Genomic DNA, 13,155 nt, shown 5'->3' on the forward strand with positions numbered 1-13,155 from the left:
GCCATCCGAAGACAGTCCGTGCAGGAGTCTGTCCTCGGCTCGAGAGCAGGGCGGACCCCTCCGGGCACGGTCTCGCCCAACTTGTCCAACAGTTGGACAAGTTCATGAAGAGCGCGCCCGGGAGGCGGGCTGAACGCGAGGGCCTGGCTTGCGTCTACGGTGCGCCGATGGCTTGGAGGGTACAGGGAGCCCTTCAGGAGTCCTTCTTCAGGATGCCCTCGATGACCGTGCCCTTCGCCTCCGAGTAGTCCCCGCTGTGGGTGATGCCCTGGGCGAGGATCTCCCGCTTGCGGGCCACGTAGGCTTCTCGTTGAGTGGGGTCCTCGCGCAGCCGATCTCGGAAGCGGCGCTCTCCATCGTGCGGTGGAGCCGAGGCAGGGGGGGAACCCGGGAACCTCGATACCCTCACCCCGTCCCTCTCCCGGAGGGCGAGGGGTACTTGGGCACCGTGGGGGCTCCTGGGTGTGATTGGGCTCCGGGTGTGATTGTGCTCCGGGTGTGCTTGTGCTCCGGGTGTGCTTGGGCTCTGGACGTGATTGGACGTGATAACAGGCGCCATGCTCACGCCCGACTCCGAGTTGGAACTCATCCCCTCGCATGTCATCGCCGCTCGCCGCGGCATCGCCCCGTATCTCCGCCATACTCCTCTCGAGCCCAACACCTCCCTCTCGAAGCTCGCCGGATCCCCCGTGCTGCTCAAGCTCGAGAACCTCCAGGTCACCGGCAGCTTCAAGCCCCGTGGCTCCCTGCACAAGGTGCTCTCCGTCCGCGCCTCGCGCCCCGATGCCGAGTTCATCGCCCCCACCGCCGGCGGACATGGCATCGGGCTCGCCTACGCCGCAGCCACCCTCGGCGCCAAGGCTCATATCTACCTGCCCCGCTCCGCCGACCCCGACAAGCTGCGCATGATCCAGGAGTACGGTGCCCACCTCGAGTACTTCGACAGCGTTCCCCTCGCCCGCGAGGCCGCACGCCGCGTCGCCGCCGAGCGGGGCTATACCTTCCTCTCCGCCTACAACGACCGTCACATGATGGAAGGTGGAGGCACCGTCGCCCTCGAAATCCTCGAGGACTGCCCCCAGGTGGAGACCGTCCTCGTCGGCGTGGGCGGTGGCGGGCTCCTCGCCGGCATGAGCGTCGTGCTCAAGGCCGCCAACCCGCGCATCCGGCTCATCGGCGTCCAGCCGGAGACGTCCGCCGTCCTCGCCCGCTGGCACCGCGAGGGCCAACCCGTGGACGTCCAGGACGTGCGCCCCTCCATCGCCGAGGGCATCGGCGCCCAGGTGGAGAAGGAGCTCCTCCCCTGGCCCTACCTGAAGCGCAACGTGGATGAGTTCGTGCTCGTCACCGACGACGAGCTGCGCGAGTCCATGCGCTGGTGTGTCTCGGATACCAAATACATCCTCGAACCCTCCGCCGCCGCGGGACTCGCGGCCCTGCGCAAGCTGCTGCCTCGAGCGCTCGGGCCCACCGTGGTCGTGCTCACCGGCCGCAACGTCTCCTGGCGCCGCTTCGAGGAACTGGTCCGCGGGTGATTTGCACGCAACCGGCACGCGGACAATTCCGGCAAGCATGCGCTTCACGACTCCGGGGGCGGACTGTCGAGGCCCCCAAGCACCTCCTCGGCCATCCGGCGGTACTGCGGCACGTTCTCCACCGCGAGCACGTCGCGCATCTGTTGGCGGGCTCCTTCAAGATCTCCCGAGTCCCGGAGGCTCGTCATCCGGTACATCGCGCGCAGGAATCGGCGCTGCGCCTTTTGGAACCGGGAGAGAATCATCCCCATGAGGGCCTCAACGCCTTCCGGACTCTTGAGAGCCTCTTCCGCCTCGGCTTCGCCAATTGCCGCCGTGGGAGCGGTGCGGCGCAGAAGGGCGCGCAAGTCGTCGGTGAGTTCCAAGGCGTGCCCCTGCTCGGTGCGTTGTAGAAGAACGGCGAGTTGCTGCCGGTCGTGCAGGTTTGGATCGAGCCGCCCGGTTGCACGCACCTCCGCCAGCCCGGCCAACTTCTCCAGCGCAATCTCAGCCTGCTGCCGGTAGAAGGGAACAACCTCCACGGCGAGCACATCACGCATGAGCTGCTGTGCCCCGTCGAGATCGCCCGCGTCCCGTAGCTCATAGGCCCGGTCTCGAGCACGGCTCAGCCGCCATGACCCGTCATGAATGCGCCGCCGGACTTCCTGTAGCAGAGTCGTAGCGGTGGACAGACTGCGCAGGGAGTTCTCCGCATCCGCGTCACTGATGGCCACCTCGCGGGCGCTTCGCAGCAAGAGAGCGCACGTTTCATCCGTGAGTTCCAGGGGCTCGCCTTGCTCCAGGACCCGTTTTGCAAGCGCCCAAATGGGGTCCCAATCCATCTGACTATCGGACATCTCCGCTCCTACTTCTTACTCTGACGAGGATCCGGGCACCTGTCTTCTGGCCATTTGTGCTGGCCCTCGCAATAGCGCATGCAGTCGTAACAGGACCCCATCCAGCCTTCGTCCTGGCAAAGGACGAAGTTCTTGATGCACTTCTGCTTCCACTCGGGAAGGTCTTCGTTGTTCTCGAACTCCTCATCATCGATCCTCAGAGAAATGTCCCGGAGGACCCGGAGCACGTCCGAGCGGCTGGCGGTGCAACTCTCTATCGCGGTCAATGGGTACTTCTTGATGCAGCAGTCAACCGTGGACTCTCCCGGCCGGCATGCGATGGCCGCTGCACAACCCGACACGAGCCCAGCAGCCAACATGGCAACCCAGAGACGTGGGTTGAACTCCTGGTTTTTCATTCCCACGACGGTAGACCAGCCAGACCAAGGAGCACCAACCAGCGCCATGCATGTTTGATGGAAAGGAGAGGGTGCTACGGCTCCGGCTGCACCTGTGGCTCCGGCCTCTGCTGCTGCGCCCTCCGGTACTCCTCGTATCCCTTCGACCACGTGCCCCCGAACACCTTGTCCAGGTACGAGAAGAACCCCGCGTAGTTGCCGAAGAACCTCCGGTGGTGGAAGTCGTGGTACGCCGGCCCCTTGTAGAACGGAATCAGCAGCGCCGGGTTCCACGGCACGTCGTACCCCGAGTGCCCATCCGCCGCCTCCAACTGCCGGAACACGATCCACGCCCACAACGTCACCACGTGCGCCCCCACCAGCGAGGGCCCCACCAACACCAGCGTCGACGTCAGCATGAACTCGACGGCATGCATGTAATTGCCCGTCAGCGCATACGGCGTGGTGATGCGGTGGTGCACCGAGTGCACGTGCTTGTAGAGCCACCGCGTGTGCAGCGCCCGGTGCATCCAGTAGTAAAGGAAATCGTCCAGCACGACGAAGAAGACGATCTGCCCCACCATCACGTACCAGGCGGGCAGTTCGCCCGTGTGGATGCCAGACAGGCGGAACACCGGCCACGCCACCAGCACTCCCAGGAAGGACACCAGGTTGTTGATGGCGAACCGTTGCAACGACGGCGCGAACCACCGCTTCACCGGGAGTTCCCTCCCCTGGACCCGGTACTTCTTCAGCGACTCCGGGTTCTTGTACGCCACCCACGTCCAGGGCAGCGCGAACACCAGGAACGCGCCGATGCTCAGCAACGTGGAACAGATGGCGATGAGGAAGAACCGCTCCTCCTGGTACATCGCCAGGATGCCGTCGAGACTCGTGATGGAGCCGTTCATGACCGTCCTCCCGCGGTAATGCGCACGGGAAGCGGGTCCGCCGGCCCTGCCGTGAAGCCTCCCTGTCAAGGGCCAGCTTACCGGGTACTCGGCGCAGCGGCGAGTGGGGCCCTCAGAGGTACTTGCCGAACAGCACCGTCACCCGCTCCGACAGCCGCTTGAACAGGCCCCTCCTCCTCCACGAGTCCCAGCGGATCTCCACCGAGTGCTTCATGTCCTCCTCGAAGTCCTGCGCCATCTGCGCCGCCAGGCCCTCGTCATCCACCACCAGTGAGCCCTCCTCGGCACTGAGCGCCAACGGGTCCAGGTTCGTCGAGCCCACCATCGACAGCCGGTCATCCACCAGCACCGCCTTGGAGTGCATCATCGACACCTCGTACTCCCAGATGCGCACCCCGTTCTCCAACAGCCGCGCATAGGTGGCACGCTGGCCCTCGTGCACCGGAGGGATGTCGTGGTGCCGCCCCGGCGTCAGCACCCGCACGTCCACCCCCGCCTTCGCCTTCGCGATGAGCATGTCCTGGATGGGCCCCGTCGGAATGAAATACGAGTTCGAAATCCACAGCCGCTTCTTCGCCGAGGCAATCGCCAGCAACGTCATCCGCTCGGCGTTCGTCAGCACCGGCGCTCCCGTGTGCGTCACGAAGCCCGCCCGCGCCCCGCCCGGGGTGGGCATCGGCTCCGGGAAGGCCTCGGCCGGCAGCATCCCGCCCCCCGCCTCCTGCCAGTTCTGCGCGAACGCCAGCTGGACGCCTCGCGCCGCCGGGCCCTGCACCCAGATGTTCGCGTCGCGCCACTCGTCCGGCTTGCGCCCCTCGCCAATCCAGCTCTTCCAGATGCCCCAGCCCCCCGTCATCGCGGAGACGCCGTCGCGCACGATCAGCTTGCGGTGCAGCCGCGACTGGAAGCGCTTCAGGTTCAGCGTGGAGATGGTGCCCTGCAGCGGGCGGAACATGCGCACCTCGCACCCGGCCGCCACCAGCTCCGGCCCCACGTTGTCCTCGAAGCGGATGCTGCCCAGCGGGTCCACCAACACACGGCAGGCCACCCCCGGCTGGCGCTCGCGCAACGCCTGGATGATGCGGTCCGACGGGTACCCCGGGCGCCAGATGTAGAGCAGGATGTGGATGCTGGAGCGCGCGGCGTGAATCTCCTCCACCAGCCGGTCGAACACGTGGCCGTTGTGGACGAGCTCCACCTGATTGCCCGGCTCCAGCTCCACGCCCACCGTCTGGTACCAGGCGAGCGACATGCCCTCCGGCGTCTCCGGCACGGTGTCGCGGATGCGCAGGGCGAGGCGGTGATTCGGCAGGGGACAGCCCGCCAGCACCAGCGCGAGCAGCAGCAGTGTCCAGGGTGTCTTCTTCACGCGCGCAAGCTAGTCACGCTCCGCGCGTCTGCCTTCATGGGCCCGCGCTCCGTCCACCCGGAGACACCCCCGGCGCCCCTCTGTCCGCTGGAACGCGCCCCTCCCGGTGCACGGGTGGACGAAACGCGACACCCGCCCCATCCCTCCCCCCACACGGGCCCGCCGCCGCGTCCCCGCCGCCCGGCATCCGGGCAGGGGCCGCCGACACGCGCGCCCTCCTTGGATACCATGCGACTGCCTGCTTCCCTGCCCTCCTGTCTGGCCTCCCTCTCGCTGCTCGGGGCCGTGCTCGCACCGCCCCAGGCCTTCTCCCGGCCCCTGCACGAGTCGCCCCTGAGCGCGCGGGCCCGGGGCATCCCCGCCGCGCTCTCGCTCCTGCCCCACCAGAACGTCCCCAATCAGAACGTCGAGTTCCCCGCCATCCCCGTCCAGCCGGAGCCCCCCGAGGCCTCCCCCGACGTGGAGAAGACCCCGCCCCCCGAGAAGACGGAGCGGACGTCTCCCCACCTCACCGCCACGGATGCGCCCGTCACGCCCGGAGCCTGGGTGACGTATGGCGCGGCCGCGCTCGCGCCGCTCGGGGGCGTGTACGGGGCGAGCCGCCTTGGCGAGGAGCGGCTGTGGGTGACCGCCACGGAGACGGTGGCCGGAAGTCTCACGGGCGCATTGCCCGCGCAGTTGCTGTTCCTCCAGTCCGCGGACGCCGGCGGACGCTGGGCCGAGCTGGACGTGGCCGCGTTCGGCGCGGGGCTGGTGCTCACCCCGCCCCTGGCCGCGCTGGGCACCTGGGGCCTGGGCGAGCTGGCCTTCGACGGCAGCCAGGACCGGGGCCGCGCCTTCCTCGGGGCGCTGGGCGGCGCCGCCGTGGGCACGCTGCTCGGCGTGGCGGTCCATGGCCTGCTGGAGGAAGTGGTCGACAATCGCAGCACGCTCGGCTGGTTCCGCAAGTACATCGCCCTGGGCTTCATCGGCTCGGGCGCCACCGTGGGCTACCAGTGGGCAGGCGGCGGGCCGCGCGCCCGTCCCCAGTGAGTTCCCACCAGCCGGCGCCCGGCCTTGCTAGGCTCCGGGCGCCATGAATCGACTCTTCCCGCTCCTCTCCGCCTGCCTGCTGTTCGCCCTCTCCGCCTGTGACGGTGGCTCCTCGGAGTCGGGAGACCCCACCCAGGTGAGCTACGCCGCCGCGCTGGGCGTGGACCTCGGCGCCATGAACCGCAGCGAGTCCGGCCTCTACACCCAGGACCTGGCGGTGGGCACCGGTGCCACCGAGGTCTCCATCGGCCGCTACCTCGAGGTGCACTACACCGGCTGGCTCCCCGACGGCACCCAGTTCGACAGCAGCCGCGGCACCAACAAGCCCTTCGAGTTCCGGTTCGGCTACGACCGCGTCATCGCGGGCTGGGAGGAGGGACTGGTGGGCATGAAGGCCGGTAGCAAGCGCCGGCTCGTCATCCCCTCCACCCTCGGCTACGGCGCCAGGGGCAGCCCTCCCGTCATCCCGCCCCACTCGGTGCTCATCTTCGACGTGGAAGTGCTCACCGCCCGCTGAGCCGCGCCCCATGACCGACTTCATCGAGGTCCACGACGGGGTCCTCTCTCCCCGGCTGTGCCAGGACATCCTCCAGCTCTTCGAGAAGAGCCCCCACGTGCAGCGCGGCCGCACCGGGGGCGGCGTGGACGTGACCAAGAAGGACAGCTACGACCTCAACCTCAACCAGCACGCGGACTACCAGCCCGTGCTGCGCCAGTTGCTGGACGCGGCCTTCCCCCCGCTCAAGAGCTACCTGCGCAAGTACCTCTACAGCCTCATCGGCGCCGTCTCCCTGTCCACGAAGCACCCGAAGACGGGCCAGGTGACGACGCTCACGCGGGAGAACTTCGCCGAGCTGGGAGACCCCGTCTTCGAGCAGCTCGTCGGCTTCCTCTACCGCTACGGCGACCTCACCGTGCAGAAGTACCTGAAGGGCTCCGGCGGCTATCCGCACTGGCACTCGGAGGTGTACCCGAAGGACGCCGGCTGCGAGCCCCTGCACCGCGTGCTCGCCTTCCAGTTCTACCTCAACGACGTGGGCCAGGGCGGCGAGACGGAGTTCTTCTACCAGGAGAAGAAGGTCCAATCGAAGGCGGGCCGCATGCTCATCTTCCCCGCCGGCTTCACCCACACCCACCGGGGCAACGTGCCCGAGTCCAACGACAAGTACATCATCACCTCGTGGGTGCTCTTCCACCGCGCCGAGACGCTCTACGGCGGCCCGCCCCGGAAGTGAGGGGGCTCCGGAGCCCGCTCACTTCGGCTTCCACGAGGCGCGCAGGGTGAAGCCCTTCGCGTCCACCTCGTGCAGCCGCACCTGGGGCTCCTCGGCGCCGCCGGCGCGCATGCCCGCGAGCACCAGCCCCACGGTGAAGTGGCGCAGCACGTCGTCCGTCTCGTTGAACCACAGCTCCATCTCCGTGGGGGACACGTCGCTGACGCGGACCTCGGAGTAGTTGTTGCCGGTGCGGAAGTTCTTCTGCGCCCGCTGCAACGTGCGGCGCGGCCCCAGCACCTGGAGCATGCCGAACATGGCCCGGCCGATCATCGAGTCCTGGTAGCCGTCGATCATCCGCTCGCCCATCCTGCGCCAGGCCACCTCGCGGCGCGGCTCGTCGGGGAAGGCGGCCCGGGCGCCCAGGTCGATGCAGCGGGACCACACCGGGGTGGGGTAGGCGGGCAGCAGCGGCTTGTCCAGGTCCACGCCCGCCTCGCGCAGCTGCGCCTTGAGTCCGGCGGGCACCCCGTCCGGGAACGAGCGCGAGAAGAGTCCCTGGACGGTGTGGTTGAAGACGAGGGGGGTCTCCGGCATGGGTCGGCACCCTAGCGCGGAGACCCCGGGAGAGGGAGGGGCTGGCCTACGGCGAGCCCACGTCCGACACCGGAGGCCCATCCCGCGGGGGCACCCCGTCCGGAGCGGCGTCCGGCCCGTTCTCCCAGAGCGGCGGCGGCTCGGACCGCATGAACTCCAGGTAGTCCTCCAGCGCCTGGTCCTGCAGCGGGTGGTGGGTGTTCACGTAGCAGCGGGTGCGATCCTCGAGGAACTTCCGGTTCCAGGGGACGTGGGGCTCGAAGTGCGCGAGCGCCTCGGCGCACCGCTTCCCGGACTCGAGCCGGAAGCCGAGCATCAGCCGGGCGCTCACGCGCATGCCCTCCCCGACGTTGTTGATGAAGGGCTTCTCCAGCGCGGTCCACATCCGCAGGCCCAGGGCCTCGTCCTTCTCGGAGAGCTCCATGCCCACCGTCAGCGCGTCCTTGAAGAGGGTGCGGTTGTGCCAGGGAGACTGGCGCAGCACGGCGAAGGCCCGCTCGAGCGACTCCGCCGCCTCGGGCAGGCGCCCCTGCTTGAAGCGCAACCGCGCCAGCAGCGCCTCGGCATCGAAGGGATTCATGCCGCGCAGCGGCTCGAGGAGCGGCAGGAGTCCCGCCTCGTCCCCCAGGAACGCCAGCATCGAGCCCAGGCTGGTGAGCTCCGAGGGCCCCTGGGGCTGCCGCCCGGCCTCGCGCCACAGGCTCAGCGCCCGTTTGACGTCGTTGGCCTTGATCGCCTCGTGGAAGGCATGGCGCCGGGAGAGCGCGGCCTCGTCCAGGCCGGAGCGCGCACGGACGAGGGGCGGATCACCCGCCATCACCCGCAGCTCCTCCACCCGCTGCCAGTCCGCCGTGCCGCCCGCCACCTCGGGCCGCTCCGCCTTGTGCTCCCAGGCCGCACGCCGCAGATCCAGCTGGGAGAAGCCCGTCTCCTTGCGCCCCACGCTGCGGGCGAAGGCGAACTCCACGTACGAGAGGTCATCCGTGTTGATGAGGGCCTCCTGGCCCTCGGCCAGCGCCCGGGACACCGCGGGCCCGGCGATGAAGTGCGACAGCACGCCCTCCAGCTCGTTCGTCCCCCACACCCAGGGCAGCGCCCGGCGGTAGGGCTCCTGCGACACGCGCGCCCGCATCCGCTCCAGGTCGTGCCGCAGCGGCATCTCCGTGGCCATGAGGATGAGGTCTCCTCCCTGCGTGCGCCACGTCTCCACCGCGCCGAACTCGCTGCCGAGCGTGGCGTAGACACTGCGCACCGTGCGCGAGTCCACCTCGTACGTCTGCAGCCACTGCAGGAAGATGCCCCCGGGCGCCAGCCGCTTCTTCACCGCCTGGTAGAACTCGCGCGAGAAGAGGCTGGAGATGCCGGCCCGGTAGGGATTGGAGGGCTCGGAGAAGATGATGTCGTAGGACTCCTTGGAGGCCAGCAGCACCTCGCGGGCGTCGTCCAGGTGCACCTTCACCTTGGGGTTGTCGAGCACCCGCTCGTTGACGGCCTCGCACATGCGCGCGAAGGGGAGGATGGCGGGTTCGATCTCCACCGCGTCCACGCGCTCCATCTCCGGCACGGCGCCGAGCCAGCCGGCGGTGCTGCCGGTACCCAGGCCCACCACCAGCGAGCGGCGGGGGTTGGGGTGGGCCAGCGCGCCGATGAGGCCGCCCATCACCTGGGTGCCCGAGTCGCCGATGCTGTTGCCGTCCGACTTGCCGTTGACGATGAAGGACAGGCCGTAGGCGCCCAGCACGCCCACGCTGCTCTCCACGCCGTCCGTCTCCCACAGCAGCCACTTCCGCGAGTCGGCGAGCCAGCCGCGCATGCCGTTGATGTCGGAGGCCTCGAACCTGTCGCGTCCGGCGCCGATGGAGCTGTGGCGCCAGGCGGCGGTGGGCCCCACGGAGGTGAGCAGCAGGGCGGCCACCACGGCCGTGGCCAGGGGCGGCACCATGCGCACGGGCGACGGCGGCTCCTGGCGCAGCGACAGCACCACCGCGACGAGCCCCAGGCCCACCAGCACCGCGCCCACCAGCCGCCACACGCCCGGGGCGGACAGCAGCGGCAGCAGGCCGAAGCCTCCCGCCAGCGAGCCCACGATGGAGCCCACCGTGTTCCACGCATACGCCTGGCCCACCTGGCGGCCCACGTCATCTCCACCGCGGCCCAGCAGCGCCAGCAGCAGGGGGAACTGCACACCGGAGATGAAGGCGGCCGGCAGCACCACCAGCACGGCGATGACGGCCCAGCTCAGCACCAGCCCGCCGAAGCCGAAGACGGACATCGGCCGCACCAGGGAGGCGAGCACCGCCACCCGGTCCCCCAGCGCCAGGGGCACGGCGAGCAGCATCGCCTCCAGGAGGCACGTCAGCGCGAAACCGCGCAGGGTGGCCGGGCGCTGCTGGCCCCACGCCGCGTACGCCGCGCCGCCCAGGCCGATGCCCGCCAGCGCCACCACCAGGATGAGGCCGAAAGTGAAGGTGGAGCCGCCCAGCAGCGGCCCCAGCATCCGGTACCACACCATCTCCATGAGGAAGAAGGCGAAGCCCACCAGCGCCGCGGCGCCCAGCACGAAGCGGCGCGGCGGCAGCGCGGTGGCCGGCGTGGACTCCCCGGCGGCGGGGGCCGCGGCCACCTCCTGCTCCGGCAGGGTCCGGTCCACCGTGCGGGCCACCAGCGCCACGAGCACGTTGAGGAGGGCCGCCAGCCACAGGGTGCTCCGGGTGCCGAACACCTCGAAGAGGAGGAAGGTGGAGGCCGCCGCGCCCGCCACCGCGCCCAGCGTGTTGACGCCGTAGAGGACCGCCACCGCCCGGCGCCGCACGTCCTCCGCCGTCTCGGCCGCGCGCGCCACCGCCGGCAGCGTGCCTCCCATCAGCAGCGTGGGCACCGCCAGCACCAGCGCGGAGAGCACCAGCCGCACCACCGAGCCGAGCCCCAGCCCCATGGACACGGAGCCACCCAGGCCCGTGTAGACGGCGCGCGCCAGCAACACCAGCAGGGGCGTCAGCGCCGCGCTCAGGGCGATGAGCAGCTCCAGGTTGGCGTAGAAGCCCAGCGGGCGCTTCTCCCGGTCCACCCGCCCCCCCAACAGCGCACCGCCCAGGCCCAGCCCGCCCATGAAGATGGCCAGCACCGCGGCCGACGCCGCCGTCGAGGCTCCGAAGATGAGGCGCAGCTCGCGCTGCCATGCCGTCTGATACACCAGGGAGCAGAAGCCCGAGCCGAACAGCAGGGGGGCAATCTTCCAGACACGTGCGTTCATCGATCCTCTGCCAGTCGCGGCGGACGGAGACCCGGGGCGCGGATTGAACCAGCGCCCCCCTCCCGAGGCCAGTTCCACGTGTGAAACCGCTCCCGCACCAGGCGGGCCGCCAGCCCCCCTTCCACGGGGGAATATCCTTGACGACCCGTGAGGTGGGGTGCGGTTGACGCGACGCGTTGGCGCGGAGCGGCGTACACGGGCCGCATGGAGGGACGAACCGTCGCTTATGCCTGCCTGATGGGGGGCCTTGTTGAGGGCGAGGGCGAGCCGTTAAGGGAGCGCCCCCCCTTTTACGACACGAATTTCCCCCATGAAACAGTACGAGAAGAAGCTCGACGCGAACGGCCGCCCCTACCTGGAGACGCACCTGGAGGGGCTGATGCTCACCCGCCTGCCCCTGCTCAACAAGGGCACCTCCTTCAGCCTGGAGGAGCGGCGCGAGTTCGGCCTGCTGGGCCTGCTGCCCACGCACGTCTCCTCGCTGGACGAGCAGATTGAGCGCTCCTACGCCAACTTCCGCTCCTTCCGCTCGGACCTGGACAAGCACGTCTTCCTGCGCGCGCTGCAGGACCGCAGCGAGGTGCTCTTCTACGCGCTGCTCAACCGGCACATCGAGGAGATGATGCCCATCATCTACACCCCGGTGGTGGCGCAGGCGGTGGAGCAGTTCAGCCGCATCTACCGCTATCCGCGCGGGCTGGTGGTGAGCCCGGAGAACATCGGCGAAATCGACTCGCTGCTGGCGAACACGCCCTTCCCGGACGTGCAATTGATTGTCGCCACGGACAACGAGGGCATTCTGGGCATTGGAGACCAGGGCTTCGGCGGCCTGGCCATCTGCATCGGCAAGCTGTCGTTGTACACGGCCGCGGCGGGAATCGACCCGGCGGTGACGCTGCCGGTGGAGCTGGACGTGGGCACCAACCGCAAGGAGCTGTTGGATGACCCGCTCTACCTGGGCGTGAAGCGTCCGCGCATGGAGGGCAAGGAGTACGACGACTTCATCCACGCCTTCGTGACGGCGCTCAAGAAGCGCTTCCCCAACGTGCTGGTGCAGTGGGAGGACTTCAGCAAGCAGAAGGCCTTCGACGTGCTGGAGCGCTACCGGGACGTGCTGCCCTCGCTCAACGACGACATCCAGGGCACGGGCGCGGTGGTGCTGGCGGGCCTGCTGTCGGCCACGCGGCGCAGCCAGACGACGCTCGGCCAGCAGGTGTACCTGGTGCACGGCGCGGGCGCCGGTGGCGTGGGCGTGGCGAGGCAGATTGTGCGTGGCATGGAGCGCGAGGGGATGAGCACGCAGCAGGCGCGCGAGCGCATCTACCTGATTGACTCCAAGGGCCTCATCCTGAAGGACCGCAAGGGATTGGAGCCGTACAAGCTGGAGTTCGCGCACGAGCCCGCGCGCGTGGCGGGGTGGAAGATTCAGGGCTCGATTCCCAGCCTGCTGGAGACGGCGCGGGAGGCGAAGGTGACGGTGCTGCTGGGGCTGAGCGGGCAGCGGGCGGCGTTTGGCGAGGACGTGGTGAAGGCGGTGGCGGAGAACACGGCGTACCCGGTGGTGTTCGCGCTGAGCAACCCGACGGCGAACAGCGAGGCGGTGCCGGCGGACATCTACAAGTGGACGCAGGGCAAGGCGCTGGTGGCCACGGGCAGCCCCTTCGAGGACGTGGAGTGGGACGGGGCGCCGCACCCGGTGGGCCAGGGCAACAACGCGTTCATCTTCCCGGGGCTGGGGCTGGGCGTGCTGCTGTCGAGGGCGAAGCGGGTAACGGACGGGATGCTGACGGCGGCGTCGCTGGCGCTGGCGGACTACACGGACGGGGCGCGGCTGGCGCAGGGCGCGCTGTACCCGCGCATGGACCGGTTGCGCGCGGCGAGCCGTCAGGTGGCCATCGCCGTGATGCGGCAGGCGATGAAGGAGGAAGTGGCCACGCGCAAGCTGCCCGAGGACCTGGAAAGCCTGCTCGAGGCGGAGATGTGGCGGCCCGAGTTCCTCCCGCTGCGGCGCGCGCCGGGCAGGTAAAACAG

11 protein-coding genes are annotated in these 13,155 nt (G+C 69.3%); 5 read left to right on the forward strand and 6 right to left on the reverse strand.

The annotated features are described in order from the left end of the window. Positions 1-193 precede the first annotated feature (193 nt). Positions 194-622: a GrpB family protein gene (locus BO221_RS55935; protein WP_083680910.1), complete on the reverse strand. Its 429-nt coding sequence runs from the start codon at positions 620-622 to the stop codon at positions 194-196. On the opposite strand from BO221_RS55935, the gene BO221_RS06990 reads away from it, so the two are divergent. Next, a complete protein-coding gene (locus tag BO221_RS06990) occupies positions 558-1,535 on the forward strand; it encodes a threonine/serine dehydratase (protein WP_073559604.1) in 978 nt (325 codons plus the stop codon). The genes BO221_RS55935 and BO221_RS06990 overlap by 65 nt on opposite strands. A 44-nt stretch (positions 1,536-1,579) precedes the next feature. Here the strand turns inward: BO221_RS06990 and BO221_RS06995 are convergent, their stop codons facing one another. From BO221_RS06995 to BO221_RS07010, 3 genes are all read right to left on the reverse strand, one after another. Next, positions 1,580-2,371: a DUF2379 family protein gene (locus BO221_RS06995; RefSeq protein WP_073559605.1), complete on the reverse strand. Its 792-nt coding sequence runs from the start codon at positions 2,369-2,371 to the stop codon at positions 1,580-1,582. A gap of 472 nt (positions 2,372-2,843) precedes the next feature. Beyond that, positions 2,844-3,659, reverse strand: a complete 816-nt coding sequence (locus BO221_RS07005; protein WP_073559606.1) for a sterol desaturase family protein — start codon at positions 3,657-3,659, stop codon at positions 2,844-2,846. 112 nt (positions 3,660-3,771) lie between these two features. Then, on the reverse strand, positions 3,772-5,028 hold the full coding sequence (locus BO221_RS07010) for a phosphatidylserine/phosphatidylglycerophosphate/cardiolipin synthase family protein (protein ID WP_073559607.1): 1,257 nt from the start codon (positions 5,026-5,028) through the stop codon (positions 3,772-3,774). Between the two features lie 228 nt (positions 5,029-5,256). Between BO221_RS07010 and BO221_RS07015 the strand changes: the two genes are divergently transcribed. From BO221_RS07015 to BO221_RS07025, 3 genes are read left to right on the forward strand one after another with little or no spacing between them, the layout of a single operon-like run. Then, a complete protein-coding gene (locus BO221_RS07015; protein WP_073559608.1) occupies positions 5,257-6,060 on the forward strand; it encodes a hypothetical protein in 804 nt (267 codons plus the stop codon). 43 nt (positions 6,061-6,103) lie between these two features. Further along, positions 6,104-6,577 (forward strand): FKBP-type peptidyl-prolyl cis-trans isomerase, encoded by a 474-nt coding sequence (locus BO221_RS07020; RefSeq protein WP_073559609.1) that lies wholly within the window; start codon positions 6,104-6,106, stop codon positions 6,575-6,577. Between the two features lie 10 nt (positions 6,578-6,587). Continuing rightward, positions 6,588-7,295 (forward strand): 2OG-Fe(II) oxygenase, encoded by a 708-nt coding sequence (locus BO221_RS07025; protein ID WP_073559610.1) that lies wholly within the window; start codon positions 6,588-6,590, stop codon positions 7,293-7,295. Between the two features lie 18 nt (positions 7,296-7,313). On the opposite strand, the gene BO221_RS07030 is transcribed toward BO221_RS07025, so the two are convergent. Together BO221_RS07030 and BO221_RS07035 are read right to left on the reverse strand one after the other, a co-directional pair. Next, positions 7,314-7,871, reverse strand: a complete 558-nt coding sequence (locus BO221_RS07030) for a DUF2378 family protein (protein WP_073559611.1) — start codon at positions 7,869-7,871, stop codon at positions 7,314-7,316. Positions 7,872-7,917: 46 nt separating this feature from the next. Then, a complete protein-coding gene (locus BO221_RS07035; RefSeq protein WP_233165756.1) occupies positions 7,918-11,124 on the reverse strand; it encodes a fused MFS/spermidine synthase in 3,207 nt (1,068 codons plus the stop codon). Between the two features lie 310 nt (positions 11,125-11,434). On the opposite strand from BO221_RS07035, the gene BO221_RS07040 reads away from it, so the two are divergent. Further along, complete coding sequence (locus BO221_RS07040) at positions 11,435-13,150, forward strand: NAD-dependent malic enzyme (protein WP_073559612.1); 1,716 nt, start codon at positions 11,435-11,437, stop codon at positions 13,148-13,150. The last annotated feature ends 5 nt before the right edge of the window (positions 13,151-13,155 follow it).

This window comes from Archangium sp. Cb G35 (assembly GCF_001896145.1).
Classification (GTDB): Bacteria; Myxococcota; Myxococcia; order Myxococcales; family Myxococcaceae; genus Archangium; species Archangium violaceum.

What these genes read in the sequence shown, in the direction of transcription:
- BO221_RS06990 (WP_073559604.1), top strand. Translation starts at nt 558, where the DNA reads ATGCTCACGCCCGACTCCGAGTTGGAACTCATCCCCTCGCATGTCATC.
- BO221_RS55935 (WP_083680910.1), bottom strand. Translation starts at nt 622, where the DNA reads ATGCCGCGGCGAGCGGCGATGACATGCGAGGGGATGAGTTCCAACTCG.
- BO221_RS06995 (WP_073559605.1), bottom strand. Translation starts at nt 2,371, where the DNA reads ATGTCCGATAGTCAGATGGATTGGGACCCCATTTGGGCGCTTGCAAAA.
- BO221_RS07005 (WP_073559606.1), bottom strand. Translation starts at nt 3,659, where the DNA reads ATGAACGGCTCCATCACGAGTCTCGACGGCATCCTGGCGATGTACCAG.
- BO221_RS07015 (WP_073559608.1), top strand. Translation starts at nt 5,257, where the DNA reads ATGCGACTGCCTGCTTCCCTGCCCTCCTGTCTGGCCTCCCTCTCGCTG.
- BO221_RS07020 (WP_073559609.1), top strand. Translation starts at nt 6,104, where the DNA reads ATGAATCGACTCTTCCCGCTCCTCTCCGCCTGCCTGCTGTTCGCCCTC.
- BO221_RS07025 (WP_073559610.1), top strand. Translation starts at nt 6,588, where the DNA reads ATGACCGACTTCATCGAGGTCCACGACGGGGTCCTCTCTCCCCGGCTG.
- BO221_RS07030 (WP_073559611.1), bottom strand. Translation starts at nt 7,871, where the DNA reads ATGCCGGAGACCCCCCTCGTCTTCAACCACACCGTCCAGGGACTCTTC.
- BO221_RS07035 (WP_233165756.1), bottom strand. Translation starts at nt 11,124, where the DNA reads ATGAACGCACGTGTCTGGAAGATTGCCCCCCTGCTGTTCGGCTCGGGC.
- BO221_RS07040 (WP_073559612.1), top strand. Translation starts at nt 11,435, where the DNA reads ATGAAACAGTACGAGAAGAAGCTCGACGCGAACGGCCGCCCCTACCTG.